The organism is Sphingomonas sp. UYP23 (genome assembly GCF_054059235.1).
This window is the reverse complement of the sequence record NZ_JBSSBX010000001.1, coordinates 205,569-223,642: the sequence shown is the minus strand read 5'-3', so window position 1 is coordinate 223,642 and position 18,074 is coordinate 205,569. Positions and strand designations below refer to the sequence as shown.

The following is an 18,074-nucleotide window of genomic DNA, read 5'->3' as shown; positions in this document are numbered from 1 at the left end:
CATGCCAAAACGCACCGACATCACTACCATCCTCGTCATCGGCGCCGGGCCGATCGTCATCGGCCAGGCGTGCGAGTTCGATTATTCGGGCACGCAGGCGATCAAGGCGCTGCGCGAGGAGGGTTACCGGATCGTCCTGGTCAATTCGAACCCGGCGACGATCATGACCGACCCCGAGCTGGTCGGCTGGAGCGAGGCCGAAGGCGCGACCTATATCGAGCCGATCACGCCCGAGATCGTGGCGAAGATCATCGCCAAGGAAGTCGCTGCGCGCCCGAACGACGTGATGGCGCTGCTCCCGACGATGGGCGGGCAGACCGCGCTCAACACCGCGCTGGCGCTGTTCAACGACGGCACGCTCGCGAAATACAATGTCGAGATGATCGGTGCCGATGCCGAGGCGATCGACAAGGCCGAGGACCGGCTCAAGTTCAAGGACGCGATGACCAAGATCGGTCTCGAATCCGCACGCTCGGCGATCGCGCACACCGTCGAGGAGGCGCTCGCCGGGCTCGAGCGCACCGGGTTGCCCGCGATCATCCGGCCGAGCTTCACGATGGGCGGATCGGGCGGCGGCATTGCGTACAATCGCGAGGAATTCCTCGCGATCGTGCGCAGCGGGCTCGACCTTTCGCCGACCACCGAAGTGCTGATCGAGGAATCTCTGATCGGCTGGAAGGAATATGAGATGGAAGTCGTGCGCGACCGCGCCGACAATTGCATCATCATCTGCTCGATCGAGAATGTCGATCCGATGGGCGTCCATACGGGCGACTCGATCACCGTCGCGCCCGCGCTGACGCTGACCGACAAGGAATATCAGATCATGCGCAACGCGAGCATCGCGTGCCTGCGCGAGATCGGCGTCGAGACCGGGGGCTCGAACGTGCAGTTCGCGGTCAACCCCAAGGACGGGCGCCTGATCGTGATCGAGATGAACCCGCGCGTGTCGCGCTCCTCGGCGCTGGCGTCGAAGGCGACGGGCTTCCCGATCGCCAAGGTCGCCGCCAAGCTCGCGGTCGGCTATACGCTCGACGAGATCACCAACGACATCACCGGCGCAACGCCGGCGTCGTTCGAGCCGACGATCGATTACGTCGTCACCAAGATCCCGCGGTTTGCGTTCGAGAAGTTCAAGGGCGCCGAAGCCGTGCTGTCGACCGCGATGAAGTCGGTCGGCGAAGTGATGGCGATCGGCCGCAACATCCATGAGAGCCTCCAGAAGGCGCTGCGCGGGCTCGAGACGGGTCTGAGCGGCTTCAACATCGTCGATCGCCTCGCCGGTGCCCCGCGCGAGGAGATCGAGGCGGCGCTGTCGATCGCGACCCCCGACCGCTTGCTGGTCGCGGCGCAGGCGCTGCGCGAGGGCTTCACCGTCGCCGAAGTGCATGCGCTCGCCAAATACGACCCGTGGTTCCTCGAACGCATCGCCGAGATCGTCGCGGCCGAGAATGAGGTCTGCACCGATGGCCTGCCGCGCGATGCGGCGGGGATGCGCCGGCTCAAGGCGATGGGCTTCAGCGACAAGCGGCTCGCCTACCTCGCGCTCAAGTCGGCGAACCTGCGCGAGCGCGGCACCGCGCGCGGCGGGCTGATCCATGACGTCGTTCAGATGATGACCGGCGGCACCACCGAGGCCGAGGTGCGCGCGGCGCGCCACAAGCTCGGCGTGCGCCCGGTGTTCAAGCGGATCGACACCTGCGCGGCCGAGTTCGACGCCAAGACGCCCTATATGTATTCGACCTACGAAGCCCCGAGCTTCGGCGAACCCGAATGCGAGAGCCAGCCAACCGACCGCAAGAAGGTCGTCATCCTCGGCGGCGGTCCGAACCGGATCGGGCAGGGGATCGAGTTCGACTATTGCTGCTGCCACGCGTGCTTCGCGCTGGGGGATGCCGGCTATGAGACGATCATGGTCAACTGCAACCCGGAGACGGTGTCGACCGACTACGACACCTCGGACCGGCTCTATTTCGAGCCGCTGACCGCCGAGGACGTGCTCGAGATCCTGCATGTCGAGATGTCGAACGGAACGCTCCACGGCGTGATCGTCCAGTTCGGTGGGCAGACCCCGCTCAACCTGGCGCAGGCGCTGCAGGATGCTGGAATCCCGATCCTCGGCACCAGCCCCGACGCGATCGATCTCGCCGAGGACCGCGAGCGCTTCGCGGCGCTCGTCAACAAGCTCGGCCTGCGCCAGCCCGCCAACGGCCTCGCGCGCAGCCGCGAGGAGGCGATCGTCGCTGCCGAGCGGATCGGCTATCCCGTGCTGATGCGCCCGAGCTACGTGCTCGGCGGTCGCGCGATGGAGATCGTCGACGGGCGTCCGCAGCTCGAGGAATATATCCAGACCGCGGTGCAGGTGTCGGGCGAATCGCCCGTGCTCATCGATCAGTATCTGCGCGATGCGATCGAGGTCGATGTCGATGCGATCTCCGACGGCACCGACGTGACCGTCGCGGGCGTGCTCCAGCATATCGAGGAAGCCGGCGTCCATTCGGGCGACAGCGCCTGCTCGATCCCGCCGTATTCGCTCAGCGCTGAGATCATCGCCGAGATCGAGCGCCAGACGGTCGCGCTCGCCAAGGCGCTGTCGGTCGTGGGCCTGATGAACATCCAGTTCGCGGTGAAGGACGGCCTGGTCTACCTCATCGAGGTCAACCCGCGCGCCTCGCGCACCGTGCCGTTCGTCGCGAAAGCGATCGGCGCACCGATCGCCAAGATCGCCGCGCGCGTGATGGCGGGCGAGAAGCTCGCCGACCTGCCCAAGATCGACCGCCACATCGAGTATTATGCGGTCAAGGAAGCGGTGTTCCCGTTCAACCGCTTCCCCGGTGTCGATCCTGTCCTCTCGCCTGAAATGAAGAGCACGGGCGAAGTGATGGGAATCGATCCCGATTTCACGCTCGCCTTCGCCAAGTCGCAGCTGGGTGCGGGGACCGTCCTGCCCAAGAGCGGCGCACTGTTCGTCAGCGTCAAGGATGGCGACAAGCCGGTGATCCTGCCGGGTATCCGTGCGCTGTCCGCGCATGGCTTCACGATCGTCGCGACCGGCGGGACGGCGGATTACCTCACCGAGCACGGCGTTACGGTCGAGCGCGTTAACAAGGTGGCGCAGGGCCGGCCGCACATCGTCGACCGGATCAAGGATGGCGGGATCGACCTGATCTTCAACACCACCGAGGGGTGGCAGAGCCTCAAGGACAGCTCGCCGATCCGTGCGTCGGCGCTCGCGCAGAAGATTCCGTACTTCACCACGGCGCCCGCAAGCGTCGAGGCGGCACAGGCAATTGTCGCGCTTTCGACGCGCAGCCTTGAAGTACGGCCGCTGCAATCCTATTATTCGCACTCGCACAAGTAATTCCCCACATCATAACATCGTGCGGGCGGGCCCAGGGCGGGTCGGCCAACCGGGGAATTTTGAAGACGAAGGACGAAGAGGGATGGCTACCGTCGAAAAGATGCCGATGCTGCAAGAGGGTCACGACCGGCTCAATGCGGATCTGAAACGGCTTAAGGCGGAGCGTCCGACCATCGTCGACGCGATCGAGGAAGCGCGTGCGCACGGCGATCTCTCGGAGAACGCCGAATATCACGCCGCCAAGGAACGCCAGGGTCAGATCGAAGCCTCGATCAGCGACATCGAGGACAAGCTTGCGCGTGCGCAGGTCATCGATCCCAAGGATCTGTCGGGCGACAAGGTGGTGTTCGGTGCGACCGTGACGCTGCTCGATGAGGACGACAAGCCGATCACCTACCAGATCGTGGGCCAGACCGAGGCCGATGCCAAGGGCGGCCGGATCTCGTACAACTCGCCGCTTGGCCGCGCGCTGATCGGGCGCAAGCTCGAGGACGAGGTCGAGGTGACGGTGCCGTCGGGCGACCGCTACTACGTCGTGTCGAAGATCGAATTCATCTGAGTATCTCCCTCTCCCGCTTCGCGGGAGAGGGGCAGACGCTGAAGGCGGCGCTGGGTGAAGGCAGTGCGGTTTGCAGACTGCCCTCACCCGACCTCGCTGCGCTCGGCCACCCTCTCCCGCAAGCGGGAGAGGGAGTTTAGGTCACGCCCCCGGCGCCAGCAGGTCGGGCTGAAGCAGCCGGTGCAGATGCACCACGACATATTTCATCTCGGCATCGTCGACCGTCCGCTGCGCGGCGGCGCGCCAGGCTTTCTCGGCGCTGGCATAATCGGGAAACACCCCGACGATGTCGATCGACGACAGATCGTCAAAATCGAGCGTGCGCGGGTCGCTGACGCGGCCGCCGAAAACGAGGTGGAGCTTGCTCATATGCGGTTTCCCGAAAAAAATGGCGTGGTTCGCGACGTCCTAGTCGCGAACCACGCCATCGGGAACCGTCAAGCCGCGTTTATTCGCCGCTAGGCGTCGTTTTGGCAGCGGCTTTGGTATCGCCGGCCGTCTGCATGGTAGACCGGTCGGTGGTCGCTTTGTCGTTTGCGGCGGTCAGCGCGGCGAGGCCGGCGGTCGAGACTGCCTTGATGACGCCTTCGAGCATCCGCGACATTTGGCTGCGCGCCGAGTCGCGCGACAGGCCGAGCACACCGAGCTCGGACTTCGCGGTGTCTTTAGCCGCATCGACAGCGCCGCGCGCGGTATCGCTCAGCCGCTGACCGACCGGGGCGAGCAGGCGCGCCTCGTGATCGGTGCGCGGCACGAACGCACCGGCGACCGCGCCGAGCGCGATCCCGCCGACCAACGCCGAAATCGGATTGGCCTCGAGCCCGCTGGCTGCGCGCCCAGCAAGATCGCGGAGCGACTCTCCGGTGTTTTCAATCGTCTTGCCGGCTGAGTCCCTGAGCGACTGCACGGTGCTGGTTTTGGCGTGCGCGCCGTTCTTTTTCGTATGGTCGGCACGGGTGGGGGCGGTTGCGTCGTTCATCGCTAGGATCCTCTTCATAAGGGGGCGAGGCTGCTAACTCTTGGCTTTAGAACCCGTTGCGTAGCGTATCACCTTTGAAATCGGGCCGCGGGCAAAAAACAGCCCCAGCACGCTTAATCCGATGCCGACCGGCACCGGCTGGCGTTTCGCGGTGTCGACCGCGAAGGTAACGGCTTCCTTGCCGCGCTCCTTCAGCGTGTCGGCCACGTCCTGCGCCATCACCTGCGGGCTCGCTTTGTGCTGCAGGGCGCTGATCGTCGCCGAGAGCCGCGCTCGTGCCGCATCGGCGCGCGCTTGTGCAAGCGCGATCTTGGGGTCGAGGTGTGGGGTGCTCATGCAGCGGCTCCCGCGGTTCCGAAGATCCGCTTGAAATGGCGCGATGCCAGGAAACCGAACAGCGCCGCCGCCACGAGCAGCACGCCCGCAACGATCCCGGTCGCCGCCAACGGGCCGACCTGCGGGGTCAGCGCCATCAGTGCGCCGACGACCAGCGCAATCGACGCCAGTGAGCCAAACACGACCGCACCGAGCGCCAGCACGATGCCGCCCTTGGCGTCGTTCGCCTTCGCGCCGAGTTTGGCCTTCTGCAGATCGATCTCGCTGCGTGCGACCTGCTGCGCGTCGCTGACGACGCGCGAGAGCAGGGTAGCGATACTCTCGTCCGCCACCAGGTTCGGGCTTGTTATGTCTTCCATCGGTGCCCCCGAATGCCCGATCAGGCCTTGGGATCGGTGGTGGTGGCATCGCTGCGATCGACCGCCAGGCCCGCCTGCAGCAACCGCACCAATACGAAACCGAGCGCTGCTGCGGTGCCGATCGCCACTGCCGGGCTCTTCTGCACGAAACCACGCGCGTCCTCGATCAGATCGTCGAGCTGCTTGGCCTTGAGGCCTTCGGAAAATTCCGAAACCTTGTCGGCTGCGGTGCGGGCGTATTGGCCATATTGCTCACCGAGCTTCTCATCGACGGTGCCCGCCGCGTCATTGATCATCTTGACGACCTCGTCGAGCGCGCCGCCCGCACGGGCCTTGCCATCGTCGGCATAGGCGCGCGCCCGGTCGACGGCTTCCTTGCCGAGCTTGGATGCGCTGTCCTTGAGCAGCTGCAACGCCGTCGCGGTCGCCTTGGCGGCCTCGTCGCCGGCGGTCTTCGTGGCGTCGGCCGCGGCGTCGATCGTATCGTGTGCGGCGGAGGTGAAATCGGTGGTAGCCATGACAAGCGCCCTTCGTTGGAATATCGAAACAAGATAACCGGCCAGCGCATCCGGCGGTTCCATCGCTTCCACGCGAATTGCCGCGGGGACGTTAAGCCGATAGAGGCACGCGCGAACCGCTCGTCCATATCGTTAGAAGGATCGTTCCGTGACCGCAATCATCGACATTCATGCCCGCACGATCCTTGACAGTCGCGGCAATCCGACCGTCGAAGTCGATGTCATGCTCGAAGACGGCAGCTTCGGCCGCGCAGCCGTTCCGTCGGGCGCCTCGACCGGCGCGCATGAAGCCGTCGAGAAGCGCGACGGCGACAAGAGCCGCTGGGGCGGCAAGGGCGTCGAGGATGCGATCGACGGCGTCAATGGCGAGATCGCCGACGCGGTGATGGGCCTCGAGGCCGAAGACCAGCGCGAAATCGACCAGGTGATGATCGAGCTCGACGGCACCGAGAACAAGAGCCGGCTCGGCGCCAACGCGATCCTCGGCGTCAGCCTCGCCGTCGCCAAGGCTGCGGCCGATGCGCGCACGCTGCCGCTCTATCGCTATGTCGGCGGCGTTTCGGCGCATGTCCTGCCGGTGCCGATGATGAACATCATCAATGGCGGCGAGCATGCCGACAACCCGATCGACTTCCAGGAATTCATGATCGTGCCGGTCGGCGCGACCTCGATGATCGAGGCGGTGCGCTGCGGCTCGGAGATCTTCCACACGCTCAAAAAGGCGCTGCACGACAAGGGTCTCGCGACCTCGGTCGGCGACGAAGGCGGCTTCGCGCCCAACATCGCATCGACCGACGAAGCGATCGAATTCATCCTGCGCTCGATCGAGACGGCGGGCTACACGCCCGGCGACGACGTGATGCTGGCGCTCGATTGCGCCGCGACCGAGTTCTACAAGAACGGCAAATATGAGATTTCGGGCGAGGGCAAGAGCCTGTCGAGCCACGAAATGGCCGAATATCTCGCCGACCTGACGCGCCGCTACCCGATTTTTTCGATCGAGGACGGCATGGGCGAAGACGATTGGGAGGGCTGGAAGGCGCTCACCGACATGGTCGGCGACAAGGTCCAGCTCGTTGGCGACGACCTGTTCGTGACCAATCCGAAGCGCCTCAAGCAGGGCATCGAGACCCGCACCGCGAATTCGCTGCTGGTTAAGGTGAACCAGATCGGTACGCTGACTGAAACGCTAGAAGCCGTATCGATGGCGCAACGAGCGGGCTACACGGCCGTCATGTCGCACCGCTCGGGCGAGACCGAGGACTCGACGATCGCCGATCTGGCTGTCGCGACCAATTGCGGGCAGATCAAGACGGGCAGCCTCGCGCGCTCCGACCGGCTCGCAAAATACAACCAGCTGATCCGCATCGAGGAGGAGCTGGAAGGCGCCGGCATCTATGCCGGACGTTCGATCCTGCGTGTTTAACGCAAGGTAAATACGGGCTTGATCCACGAGTCGCGATGAGTCAGAGTCGCGCTCGTGGTCAAGAAACGCTCAACCCTTCGTCCGATGCTGCGCCGCGCGATCGCGCCGGCGGCGCTATTGATCGTCGGTATCTTCTTCGGGGGCTATGCGATCTTCGGGCCGAACGGCGCGCTGGCCTATGGCGATATCGAGCGCCAGCTCGCGGTACGGCAGCGCCAGCTGGCGATGCTCGACCGCAACCGAACCGAATTGAAGAACCGGGTCGAACTGCTCGATCCGCGCCATGCCGATCCCGATCTGGTCGATGAACTTGCCCGCAAGGATCTCGGGGTGGCGCATCAGGACGAAGTGATCGTACCCCTGGACAAGTGAACGGCTCTTAAGCCCTTCCCCAAAAGGGGAAGGGCTTTTCATTATCGCCGCTTATTGACCGAGGAACGTCAGCAGGTCGTTGGTGAAACGGTCGCTCTCGGTGATCGTCAGGCCGTGCGGCGCGCCGTCATATTCGACGAGCTGCGAGCCCGAAATGCCCTTGGCGGCTTCACGCCCGGTCGCGTCGATCGGCACTGTCTGGTCGCTCGTCCCGTGGACGATCAGCGTCGGCACGCGGAACGCCGGCAGGTCGCCGCGAAAGTCGGTATGGCCGAACGACTCCGCGCAGGCGAGGATCGGCTTGAGGCCCGCCAAATTGGTCTGGCTCCACGCCCAGTCGACCGTCTCGTTGCTGACCGGCGAAGAGATGAAGCCGACGCCGAGGAACTGCTTCAGGAACGTCTGGAAAAAGCCGTAGCGATCCTTCTTGATGCCGTCGCCGATGCTCGCGAGCTGCTCCTCGGGTACGCCGTGCGGGTTGTCCTCGGTCTTGAGCATGTACGGCACGACCGACGAGATCAGGCCTGCCGCGACGACACCCTTGCCCTCGTGGCGGCTCATGTAGCGCGCGACCTCGCCGCCGCCCATCGAGAAGCCGACCAGCGTGGCATCCTCGGTCGCGCCGGTCTGCTCGAGCACTTCGGCGAGATCGTCGGTCAGCGTGTCATAATCATAGCCGCTCCACGGCTGGCTCGACCGCCCAAAGCCGCGGCGGTCATAGGCGATCGCGCGGAAACCGGCATCGGCGAGGGCCATCGCCTGTGCGTCCCAGCTGTCCGAACTCAGCGGCCACCCGTGGATGAGCACGACCGGACGGCCGCTGCCCCAATCCTTGACGTAGAGGTCAGTGCCATCGCGAGTCTTGATATACGGCATGGAAGCGCTCCTTTGGATGTCGCAAGACTCAACGATGGCGAGCGCCCGGCGTTCCCCAGGGGTGGCGTGATCGGCCACAAGCTGTCAGCGTCGCACGATTGCCGAATCAAAAGGATGCGTATGCGCAAGGGTTTGCTGGCGGGGATTGCGGGTCTGGCGTTGATGTCGTGTTCGGCGCAGTCGGCCGAGCCCAGAGGGACGATGGCGCCGCTGGCCGCATTGCCGACGACCGATTGGAAGAGCTTCCGCGACACCTTCATCGAGGATTGGTTCAAGATCTCGCCAGCCGATGCGGTCTATCAGGGACGGCATGATTTCGACGGCGGGCTGGGCGACTGGACTGCCGGTGGCCTCAAGCGGCAGGGCGATTTCTTCCGTGAGGCGATCGCCAAGGCCAAGGCGTTCGACGCGACCAAGCTGACCAAGGACGAAGCGTTCGAACGCGATTATCTGGTGGTGGTCGCCTCGGGCAAACTGTTCTGGCTCGAGGATGCCGATTTCCCGCACAAGAATCCGGCCTGGTACGTCAATGCCGGGCTCGACCCGAACGTCTATATCGCGCGCCATTATGCCGATGCGCCGACCCGGATGCGCGCGATGGTCACCTTTCTGCGCAAGATTCCCGACGCGACCACGCTGATCAAGGCAAACCTCAAGACGCCGATGCCGCTGAGCTACGTCAATTTCGGCGTCGCGGCGTTTAATGGCTTCGGCGATTATTATACCGGTGACGCCAAGAAAGCGTTCGCGGACGTGAAGAGCCCGGCGCTGCAGGAGGAGTTCGACAAGGCCGCCGCCGCCGCGTCGAAGGCGATGCACGATCTCGGCGCGTGGGTGGAGAGCCAGCGCGGCACCGCGACGCAGGACTTTGCGCTCGGGCCCGATCGGTTCGCGCGGATGGTCAAGCTGACCGAAGGCGTCGACGTGCCGCTCGCCACGCTCGAGGCGGCGGGCAAGGCCGACCTGCTGCGTAACCAGAAGGCGCTGGCCGAGGCGTGCACGATTTATGCGCCCGGCGCGACGATCCCGGCGTGCATGGCCAAGATGAACGCCAACAAGCCCGCCAACAACGATCCCGTCGCCGAGGCGCGCAAGCAGATCCCCGAACTGCGCGCCTTCGTCACCGCCAAACAGATCGTGACGATCCCCGATCAGGAGCAGGCCCTGGTCGAGGAAAGCCCGCCCTATAACCGCCAGAACAGCGCGTATATCGATCCGCCCGGGCCGTTCGAGAAGGGCATCCCCTCGGTCTATTACATCTCGCCGCCCGACCCGGCGTGGAGCAAGGCCGAGCAGGACGGGTTCATTCCCGGCAAGATGGATCTGCTGTTCACCACGGTGCACGAAGTGATGCCGGGGCATTTCCTGCAGTTCCGCCACGCCAATGCCTCGCCGTCGCTCTTCGGGCGGTTGTTCGTCGGCTATGCTTTTGCCGAGGGTTGGGCGCATTATGCCGAGGAAATGATGTGGGAGGCGGGGCTCCACAAGGGTGATGCCGAGACGCATGTCGGCCAGCTGTCGAACGCGCTGCTGCGCAATTGCCGCTATCTCTCGGCGATCGAGATGCACACCGGCACGATGACGCAGGCGGATTCCCTGAAAATGTTCCAGGAGCAGTGCTATCAGGACGCGGGCAACGCCAAGCAGCAGTCGGCGCGGGGAACGTACGACCCGGCCTATCTCAACTATACGATGGGCAAGCTGATGATCCGCAAGCTGCGCGCCGACTGGACCGCGACGCATGGCGGGCGCGCGAGCTGGAAGGCGTTCCACGATCAGTTCCTGCGCTATGGCGGCCCGCCGATTCCGTTGGTGCGCCAGGCGATGCTTGGGGGCGACAACACGGCGGTGTTCTGACGTCCGCGTTCCCCGGCCACGGTCGGGGAACGTCCTGCGCGGTCAGCGCGCCTGCTTCAGCGTCGGCACTTCGTCGGCAACTTCGGCCGCCTGCGGATTGCGGATCGATGGCCGTAGGCGCGCCACGCTGCACAGTCCCGCGATCGCGGCGAGCCCGACCGCGACGAGCGGCGGTACGAACCCTTCGCCGACACCGAGCGCGAGCAGCAATGCGACCACGGTGGCGCCGGTGGTCTGCCCGGCGAGCCGCACGGTCGAGACGAGCCCGCCCGCCGCCGCAGCGCGCTCGCGCGGCGCCGAGCCGACCACCAGGCGCGCATTGGGCGGCAGGAAGGTGCCGAACCCCGATCCGCACAGCGCCATTCGCCACGCGACGTCGAAATAGCTCGGATCGGCGGGCATAAACGCAAGCAGCAGCAACGCGCAGATCGACACCACCATTCCGATCCCACCGAGGATTCCCGCCGGAATGCGATCCGAGAGAAAGCCTGAGAGCGGCGCGCGACGACCATGTTGGTCAGCGGCCACGGCGCGATCGCCGCGCCGATCGCCGCCGCGCTGAACCCCAGGGCATGCAGCCGGAACGGCGTCGAGATGAGCAAGGTCATCGATGCGGTGAACGCGAGAAACCCGCCGACGGCGGAAAGAGCAAGCACCGGCCGCGCGAGCAGGTCGATTGGCAGGATCGGATCGGGCTCACCCTTCTCGCGCCGCACGAAATAATAGCCGATGACGATACCCAGCAGCACGATCGCTGCCGACACGACCGGGCTGTCGCCATGCACCATCGTCTCGAGCCCGCCGATGATCAGCCCGAACATCGCTGCGCACATCACCGCGCCGATCACGTCAAATGTTGCGGCGCGTGGCTTGGGGGCGGGGATCGCGCTGCCGAGCGCAAGGCTGGCGACCGCGAATGGGATCGCGCTGGCGAACACCCACGGCCATGGCGCCACCGACAGGACGAGACCACCGATCGTCGGTGCCGCCGCCGCCGCACTCGTCACCACCACCGAATTGATCCCGAGTCCCCGCCCGAGCTGGTTGGCCGGATAAATCTGGCGGATCAGCGCCGAGGCGACGCTCAGGACGCCCGCCGCGCCGATCGCCTGGACCGCGCGCACGATCAGCAGGAAGGGCAGGCTCTTGGCGAAGAAGCACAGCAAGGTCGCGACCGTGAAGACCAACTGGCCTCCCTGGTAGATCCGCTTGAGGCCGACGCGCTCGCCAAGCCCGGCAAAGGGCAGCATCAGCATGACCAGCATGACCTGATAAATCGTCACGACCGAGACGACCGCGCTTTGGTCCACATGGAGGTCGCGCGCGATCGTCGGCAGCGCGACATTGGCGACGCCGCCGTCGATGATCACCAGCGCCGAGCCGAACGACATGGCGGCGATTGCAAGATAGCGGCGGGGTAGGGGAAGTCCGTCGGTCACGATCCTTGCCTAACGATTGACGGGACGGAGGCAAGGCGAACGGATACGACGGTTCGCGGTTCCAGAACCCGCCACAGATCTCCCGGGTAACGCTCCAGCGGCGGGGTATCGCCTCCTTGGCGCCGACAGCGGAAACTTTCGGTTTCACGATCGTTGCTTGTTGCAGCGCACCATTTTTGATATGGGTGAGTTTGGTACAGCGTTGTCACAATTTCTTCAGTCAGGCGAGTCTGCCATGTCTAACGGCCCCGTTCCTACCGTGTTCGAAGCGATCGTCCGCAAGCGCTGCCTGCGCGCGACCTACAATCGCACCGACATCATGCTAGCGCCGCACATCATCTATACGCGTCATGACGATCTGTTCGTCGACGGCGTGGTGCTCGAACGCGACGGCAAGCCTCCCAAGGAATTGAAGCTCGGTACGTTCAAGCTCGCCGGGCTCAACGGTGTCGGCCTGACCGAACGCAATTTCGATGCGAACCCGCTCTTCGCCGCGACCGACCCGAAGTATAGCGATGCCGCGTTGATGGCGGTCGAAGCCTAAACGCGCTCTCGACCACGCGCCGCCATCGTGCGGCGCAGCGTGCGCATCAAAATCAGCGCCGTGATCGCGACCGCAGCACCGGCGATCATGTCGGCGAGATAATGCGTTCCCTCGATCGGCGTCGACAGCAGCATCGCGCCGTTGAGCACCATTACGGTCCAGCGCAGCCGTGCGATCTGCCACCCCGCTGCCATATACAGCACCGCACTGGCGGTGTGAAAGCTCGGCGCCGATACCAGCCCGCGTAGCGTTCCCAGATCGACCTCGCGCAGCAGGTGACTGCGCAAGGCGGGCAGGAGATCCGCTTCGTACAAGCCGCTTTCGGGCAGATATGGCACCTGGCCATGCCACAACGTCGCGAGCGGGCCGAGCGCCGGAATGTAGCGAAACACCGCCAGCGAGATCACCGCCGCGATCCAGAAGCCGACGAGGAAGCTGCGCGCCTCTGCCCGCTTGTTGGCGAAAGCATAATGGCCGAGGATCAATGCGGGCGTGACGAAGATGCTCTGATACGCCGCAGTGCCGAGGATTTGCAGTGAGCGGTGGGCGACAACGAGTTCGTACCAGGCGAGCCAGTTGAAATGCAGCGCCTCGTCGATGTGCTGCAGCACCGCATCGACCGATCCGCGCGTATCGGCGGCGAGCGGATAGGTCGCCACCGCGCCGAGCAGGCCGACGCCCATGAACAGACCGACCGACTCCGCCAGATCGCGCGCGATGCGCTGCGCATCGGTGGAAGGGTCGCGCATGGCGAAGCGGACCGCTCCGAGAAACGCAAAGGCGAAACCGAACAGCAGCGTGCTCGGCGCCCAGGGGTCAATCGTGATCCCGTCATCATATAGCAGGGCGGCGACGCAAAGCACGCTGAGGCCGAACCCGAGCGCGAGCCATCCGCCCGGTATCAGCCCGGTTTGACGGACGCTGCCGATGGGCAGCGGTGTCGCGATTGCATAGGTCGAGGTGGTTGGGATCGACACGGGATACGCCTGCTTGCGAAGACGATTTTCCCGATCGTCGCCTGATGGATGGCCCTAGGAAGGACGGAATAGCCACCATGGCGTGAAGACTTTGTGACGTCCAGATGACATCCGGCGTCAGGCAGCTGAATGCGCCGGGGGGAGCCGCAGGCGCGACACCCCCCGACCCGAAATCAGCGGCAGATCTGGATACGACGGCCGTGGCGCCATTCGGTGCGGCAGCGGCGATGGTTGTTCCAGCCATGGCCACGGCCGCGGTCGCCGCGCCAGTTGCGGTCGCCACGGTCGCCACGATGGTTGAAGCCGCGGTCGCCGCGCTGGTCATAGCGGCGATCGTCGCGATGCCCCTGTGCCGAGGCGGCGGTGGTCGAAACGCCAAGGCCGGCGAACATGAGCCCGGCGGCGATGAGGTGGGTGATTTTCATGCGATGTCCTTTCGGCCCGATGATCGGGCGAGACCAGCACACTACGCGCGGCCGTAACGATGGTTGCTGAACGCGATCGTTTGGCTAGGTACAGTTTGGCGCCGCACCTAAAGCGCGATCCCGAGCCGTGGTGCGAGCGCGAGCATCGCGAAGTACAGCGCGATCGTCAGCGCGCAGCCAAGCCCGAGTGCGGGCCAGAACCCGATCCCCGCGCGCAGCAGCGCCGGGATGACGAGGAACATCGGCAGCGAGGGGAGAATGAACCAAAAGGTTGCCTGAACGTGCGCGGCCATGTTGCCGGCATCGGGCTTCTCGCCCCACAGCCACAGCATCCCGAGCACCGAGACCAGCGGAAGCGACGCGATCAGCGCGCCGAAGCCAGGATAGCGCTTGGCGAGAGTCGAGGCGATCGTGATCAGGACGCCCGAGATCAGCGCTTTGAGGGTGAGGAACAGCATTCGGGCGTTATGCCCTGCGATGCTCGGCGATACCAGTCGGGGCGGCGGGTGCGCGCTTCGCCGGCCCCGTGGTCAGGCGAAATGTTATTTGCCCACCCAATCGGCGATCTCGCCCGCGACCTGATTGGCCGCCGTGTTGAGCGCCTGGCCGACAGGTGCCGCGGCGATCGCCGTCACCGGCACGCGCGCTTCGAATCGGCGCTTCTCGACGATCTTGCCGGTGGTCCGGATCAGCGATCCGTCGAAGGTTACGACCGCTTCCTTGGTCGCCGCATCGACGCCGAAAGTGCGCAGTTCGCCCGACAGGATCGCACCGGGGTCGGAGAAGGATTGTGCGCTGCTCAGCACGATCCGCCCGGTCCGCGCCGGAACGGTGTCGATCAGCAGCCGGACGAACATCCGGTTTGGCGGCTCTACCCACTGCGCATTGGTGACATAAGCGATCGACGTCTCGCTCGCCTGCACGGGCACGCGCGTCCCCGCGATCGCCTGCGACGCGCCGGGGACGAGAATCGTGATCGTCGGTGAGGTCGCCGAGGACTGCGTCTGCCCGGCGGGAACGCTCGCCGCCGAGGTCAGCGAGAGGAGCGAGGGCGGGGGCTTTGCGCCGAAGCTGATGCAGCCAGCGAGCGGGGCGGCAACAAAGAGCGCCAGCAGCGTTTTGGAGCGGATCATGGTCACTGTCCCTTTCCGGGCTTGTAATCAGGCAATTTGGGTTGGCCGATCAGCGAGGTCGCGCCGCCACGGTCGAGCTTCTCGGCGACCGACGTCAGCGCCTGGGACATCTCGCGCAGATCGTGAACGAGTTGGCCCACCTCGGGGATCGTCTGCTTCGAGAAGGATTGCAGCCCCGGGCGGGCATCGCCGATCGCCGCATCGAGCGATTCCATGCTGTGCTGTGCCGAAGCGATCGTCTTGTTGAGGTTGCCCATCAGCGGGTGGATGTCGCTCTCCAGCATGCCGTTGGTGGTCTTCGCCAAGGCCGCGAACTGGTCGGCGGCGAGCCCAGCCTTCTGGATCGTGACGCGCGACTCGGCGAGCGTCGCCGCGATCTCGGGCCCACGATCGGCGAGCGCCGCGGTCAGCTTGTTGGTGTTGGCGAGGATGCCGGCGATCGACTGCTGGTTCTTGTCCGAGAGCATGTCCGACAGCCGCTCGGTCAGCGTCGAGATGCGCTCGAGCAGCTGCGGCGCCGAGCTCAGCAACGCGCCAAGGCCGCCGGGCTTGGTCGGGATCGTCGGGACGCCATTGGGGCAGTCGCTCAGCGGATTGTCGACCGGGCAGGCGATTGCCGGGGCGCCCTTGATCGCGCCGTCGAGCTGCACCGTGCTCGTGCCGGTGAAGCTGCCCTGCAGCGTCGCGGTGGTGCCGACCAGGATCGGCACGTCGGGATTGACGCTGATGCGGACGCGGACGAGCTGGGGATCGGGCTTCCACAGACTGATTTCCTTGACCTGGCCCGAGGGCACGCCCGAGAAGGCGACCGCCGAGCCCTTCGCCAGGCCGTCGACCGACTGCTTGAAGAAGATGTCATATTCCTTGTTGGTCGCGGTGCCCCAGCGCGCGATCCAGACGAGGAACAGCAGCATCACCGCGAGCAGGATCAGCACGACGCTGCCGACGAGCACATGGTTCGAGCGGGTTTCCATCAGCTTTTGCCCTCAGCTTTCGCCACGTCTGCGTTGTGCTGGATCGTCGCGGTCGCGGCGCGGCCGCGCGGTCCCTTGAAATATTCCTGGATCCACGGATGGTCCAGCGCGAGCAGTTCGTCGATCGTCCCGACCGCGATCACCTTCTTGTCGGCAAGCACCGCAACCCGGTCGCAGATCGCGTACAGCGTATCGAGATCGTGCGTGATCAGGAACACCGTCAGCCCAAGCGTCTTCTGCAACGAGGCGATCAGTTCGTCGAACGCCGCCGCACCGATCGGGTCGAGCCCCGCGGTCGGCTCGTCGAGGAACAACAGTTCGGGATCGAGCGCGAGCGCGCGCGCAAGCCCGGCGCGCTTGCGCATGCCGCCCGACAGTTCGGACGGGAATTTCGGGCCGGCATCGGCCGGCAAGCCTGTCATCACGACCTTGTAGGCGGCGATCTCGTCGAGCAGCGCGGCGTCGAGTCCGGGATAGAATTCGCGCAGCGGCACCTGGACGTTTTCCGCCACGGTCAGCGTCGAGAACAGCGCCCCGCCCTGGAACAAGACGCCCCAGCGCTTGGTCAGGTCGGTAAGTTCGATTTCCTCGCGCTCGATCGTCGATTCGCCGAACACCTCGATCGCGCCCGCCATCGGGGTCTGCAGTCCGATGATCGAGCGCATCAGCACCGATTTGCCGGTGCCCGATCCGCCGACCACACCGAAGATCTCGCCGCGGCGGACGCTCAGGTCGAGCCCGTCATGGACGATCTGTTCGCCAAAGCCGTTCTTGAGGCCGCGAACGACGATGACGTCGTCGCCCTGCTCTTTGTCGTCGCGTTCGGTCTGCGTCATATCCAGCCGATCGAGGTGAAGAAGACCGCGAAGAACGCATCGATCACGATCACGAGGAAGATCGCCTGGACGACGGCGGCGGTGGTCCGCGTACCGACCTGTTCGGCGTCGCTCTCGACCAGCATCCCCTGGAAGCAGCCGGCGACCGCGATGATCAGCCCGAACACCGGCGCCTTGACGAGGCCGACATAGAGATCGGTGATCGGAACGACTTCGCGCAGGCGCTGGATGAAGGTCACCGGCGGAATGCCGAGCGTGATCCAGCACAGCAGCCCGCCGCCAATGATCGTCACGATCGAGGCATACATGCCGAGCAGCGGCATCATGATCACGGTGGCGAGCACGCGCGGCAGCACCAGCGCCTCCATCGGCGAGACGCCGATCGTGCGCATCGCATCGACCTCTTCGGTCAGCTTCATCGTGCCGATCTGCGCGGCGAACGCCGAGCCCGAGCGGCCCGCGACCATGATCGCGGTCATCAGCACGCCGAGCTCGCGCAGCGTGATTCGGCCGACCAGGTTGATCGTGAGGAATTCGGCGCCGAACTGCTGGAGCTGCACCGCGCCCTGCTGCGCGATGACGATGCCGATCAGGAAGCTCATCAGCCCGACGATCGCCAACGCGTTGACGCCGACGACCTCGAACCGCTGGACCACCGCGTTGAAGCGGAAGCGCTTGGGATGCGTCGCAACATGCCAGAAGGCGATCAGAGTGGCGCCGAGGAATCCTAGCAGGCCGTAAAGCGTGTGCCCGGTCGTCACCACGGCATCGCCGATTTCGCCGACCATGCGGACCAGCGTGCCCTTCGTCGCCGGCCGCATTGCGACCGGCTGATCGGCGGCGGCGACCTGCTTCAGCAAATGTTCGCCATCGGCATCGAGGCCGGTGATCTCGGCATCATGTTCGGCGGCAAAGCGGTGGACAAGCCATGCCCCGACGGTATCGATCCGCTCGATGCCGCTGAGATCGACGCTCGACACCTTTCCGTCATAGGCGCGCAGGCGCTCGGGCAAATCACCGATCTTCGCCAGGGACAGGCTACCGGTGAAGCGAACGACGTCGGTATCGTTGGAGAAGGCGGCCATTTCGGTCATCTATCGCCT

Annotated in this window: 19 protein-coding genes and 1 pseudogene; 6 read left to right on the top strand and 14 right to left on the bottom strand. The window is 65.2% G+C overall.

Annotated elements, in window-relative coordinates; translation table 11 throughout:
- Position 1 precedes the first annotated feature (1 nt).
- Complete coding sequence (gene carB, locus ACVWYO_RS01230; protein WP_457348400.1) at positions 2 to 3,361, top strand: carbamoyl-phosphate synthase large subunit; 3,360 nt, start codon at positions 2 to 4, stop codon at positions 3,359 to 3,361.
- An 82-nt stretch (positions 3,362 to 3,443) separates the two neighbouring features.
- The gene (gene greA / locus ACVWYO_RS01225) at positions 3,444 to 3,920 is read left to right on the top strand and encodes a transcription elongation factor GreA (protein WP_140851963.1); all 477 of its coding nucleotides are present in this window, start codon (positions 3,444 to 3,446) and stop codon (positions 3,918 to 3,920) included.
- 141 nt (positions 3,921 to 4,061) lie between these two features.
- On the opposite strand, the gene ACVWYO_RS01220 is transcribed toward greA, so the two are convergent.
- The 5 genes from ACVWYO_RS01220 to ACVWYO_RS01200 form a co-directional block, all read right to left on the bottom strand.
- Positions 4,062 to 4,289 (bottom strand): DUF4170 domain-containing protein, encoded by a 228-nt coding sequence (locus ACVWYO_RS01220; protein WP_457348399.1) that lies wholly within the window; start codon positions 4,287 to 4,289, stop codon positions 4,062 to 4,064.
- A 79-nt stretch (positions 4,290 to 4,368) separates the two neighbouring features.
- On the bottom strand, positions 4,369 to 4,899 hold the full coding sequence (locus ACVWYO_RS01215; protein WP_457348398.1) for a hypothetical protein: 531 nt from the start codon (positions 4,897 to 4,899) through the stop codon (positions 4,369 to 4,371).
- 33 nt (positions 4,900 to 4,932) lie between these two features.
- Positions 4,933 to 5,235 carry a DUF3618 domain-containing protein gene (locus ACVWYO_RS01210; RefSeq protein WP_457348397.1) on the bottom strand — a complete coding sequence of 101 codons (303 nt, stop codon included), beginning with the start codon at positions 5,233 to 5,235 and terminating at the stop codon, positions 4,933 to 4,935.
- Positions 5,232 to 5,594, bottom strand: a complete 363-nt coding sequence (locus ACVWYO_RS01205; RefSeq protein ID WP_457348396.1) for a phage holin family protein — start codon at positions 5,592 to 5,594, stop codon at positions 5,232 to 5,234. The genes ACVWYO_RS01210 and ACVWYO_RS01205 overlap by 4 nt, the downstream gene beginning before the upstream one ends.
- A gap of 20 nt (positions 5,595 to 5,614) precedes the next feature.
- On the bottom strand, positions 5,615 to 6,112 hold the full coding sequence (locus ACVWYO_RS01200; protein ID WP_457348395.1) for a hypothetical protein: 498 nt from the start codon (positions 6,110 to 6,112) through the stop codon (positions 5,615 to 5,617).
- A 148-nt stretch (positions 6,113 to 6,260) separates the two neighbouring features.
- On the opposite strand from ACVWYO_RS01200, the gene eno reads away from it, so the two are divergent.
- Entirely contained in the window at positions 6,261 to 7,538 is a 1,278-nt protein-coding gene (gene eno, locus ACVWYO_RS01195) for a phosphopyruvate hydratase (protein ID WP_457348394.1), read from the top strand.
- Between the two features lie 84 nt (positions 7,539 to 7,622).
- Positions 7,623 to 7,910, top strand: coding sequence for an FtsB family cell division protein (locus tag ACVWYO_RS01190; protein WP_457348393.1), 288 nt, complete (start codon positions 7,623 to 7,625; stop codon positions 7,908 to 7,910).
- 51 nt (positions 7,911 to 7,961) lie between these two features.
- On the opposite strand, the gene ACVWYO_RS01185 is transcribed toward ACVWYO_RS01190, so the two are convergent.
- Entirely contained in the window at positions 7,962 to 8,786 is an 825-nt protein-coding gene (locus tag ACVWYO_RS01185; protein WP_457348392.1) for an alpha/beta fold hydrolase, read from the bottom strand.
- Between the two features lie 120 nt (positions 8,787 to 8,906).
- Between ACVWYO_RS01185 and ACVWYO_RS01180 the strand changes: the two genes are divergently transcribed.
- A complete protein-coding gene (locus ACVWYO_RS01180; protein ID WP_457348391.1) occupies positions 8,907 to 10,643 on the top strand; it encodes a DUF885 domain-containing protein in 1,737 nt (578 codons plus the stop codon).
- Between the two features lie 42 nt (positions 10,644 to 10,685).
- Here ACVWYO_RS01180 and ACVWYO_RS01175 read toward each other — a convergent pair.
- Positions 10,686 to 12,082: pseudogene (locus ACVWYO_RS01175) on the bottom strand (MFS transporter).
- 235 nt (positions 12,083 to 12,317) lie between these two features.
- Between ACVWYO_RS01175 and ACVWYO_RS01170 the strand changes: the two are divergent.
- Positions 12,318 to 12,626 carry a hypothetical protein gene (locus tag ACVWYO_RS01170; RefSeq protein ID WP_457348390.1) on the top strand — a complete coding sequence of 103 codons (309 nt, stop codon included), beginning with the start codon at positions 12,318 to 12,320 and terminating at the stop codon, positions 12,624 to 12,626.
- Here the strand turns inward: ACVWYO_RS01170 and ACVWYO_RS01165 are convergent.
- The 7 genes from ACVWYO_RS01165 to ACVWYO_RS01135 all read right to left on the bottom strand — a co-directional run bounded on the left by ACVWYO_RS01165 (position 12,623) and on the right by ACVWYO_RS01135 (position 18,065).
- Entirely contained in the window at positions 12,623 to 13,603 is a 981-nt protein-coding gene (locus ACVWYO_RS01165) for a phosphatase PAP2 family protein (protein ID WP_457348389.1), read from the bottom strand. The genes ACVWYO_RS01170 and ACVWYO_RS01165 overlap by 4 nt on opposite strands.
- 173 nt (positions 13,604 to 13,776) lie before the next feature.
- Positions 13,777 to 14,028, bottom strand: coding sequence for a hypothetical protein (locus ACVWYO_RS01160; protein ID WP_140851975.1), 252 nt, complete (start codon positions 14,026 to 14,028; stop codon positions 13,777 to 13,779).
- Between the two features lie 107 nt (positions 14,029 to 14,135).
- Positions 14,136 to 14,486: a DUF3147 family protein gene (locus ACVWYO_RS01155; RefSeq protein WP_457348388.1), complete on the bottom strand. Its 351-nt coding sequence runs from the start codon at positions 14,484 to 14,486 to the stop codon at positions 14,136 to 14,138.
- Between the two features lie 84 nt (positions 14,487 to 14,570).
- On the bottom strand, positions 14,571 to 15,167 hold the full coding sequence (locus tag ACVWYO_RS01150; RefSeq protein ID WP_457348387.1) for an ABC-type transport auxiliary lipoprotein family protein: 597 nt from the start codon (positions 15,165 to 15,167) through the stop codon (positions 14,571 to 14,573).
- Entirely contained in the window at positions 15,164 to 16,135 is a 972-nt protein-coding gene (locus tag ACVWYO_RS01145) for an MlaD family protein (RefSeq protein WP_457348386.1), read from the bottom strand. The genes ACVWYO_RS01150 and ACVWYO_RS01145 overlap by 4 nt, the downstream gene beginning before the upstream one ends.
- Entirely contained in the window at positions 16,135 to 16,971 is an 837-nt protein-coding gene (locus ACVWYO_RS01140; RefSeq protein WP_457348385.1) for an ABC transporter ATP-binding protein, read from the bottom strand. The genes ACVWYO_RS01145 and ACVWYO_RS01140 overlap by 1 nt, the downstream gene beginning before the upstream one ends.
- The gene (locus tag ACVWYO_RS01135; RefSeq protein WP_457348384.1) at positions 16,968 to 18,065 is read right to left on the bottom strand and encodes an MlaE family lipid ABC transporter permease subunit; all 1,098 of its coding nucleotides are present in this window, start codon (positions 18,063 to 18,065) and stop codon (positions 16,968 to 16,970) included. The genes ACVWYO_RS01140 and ACVWYO_RS01135 overlap by 4 nt, the downstream gene beginning before the upstream one ends.
- Between the last annotated feature and the right edge of the window lie 9 nt (positions 18,066 to 18,074).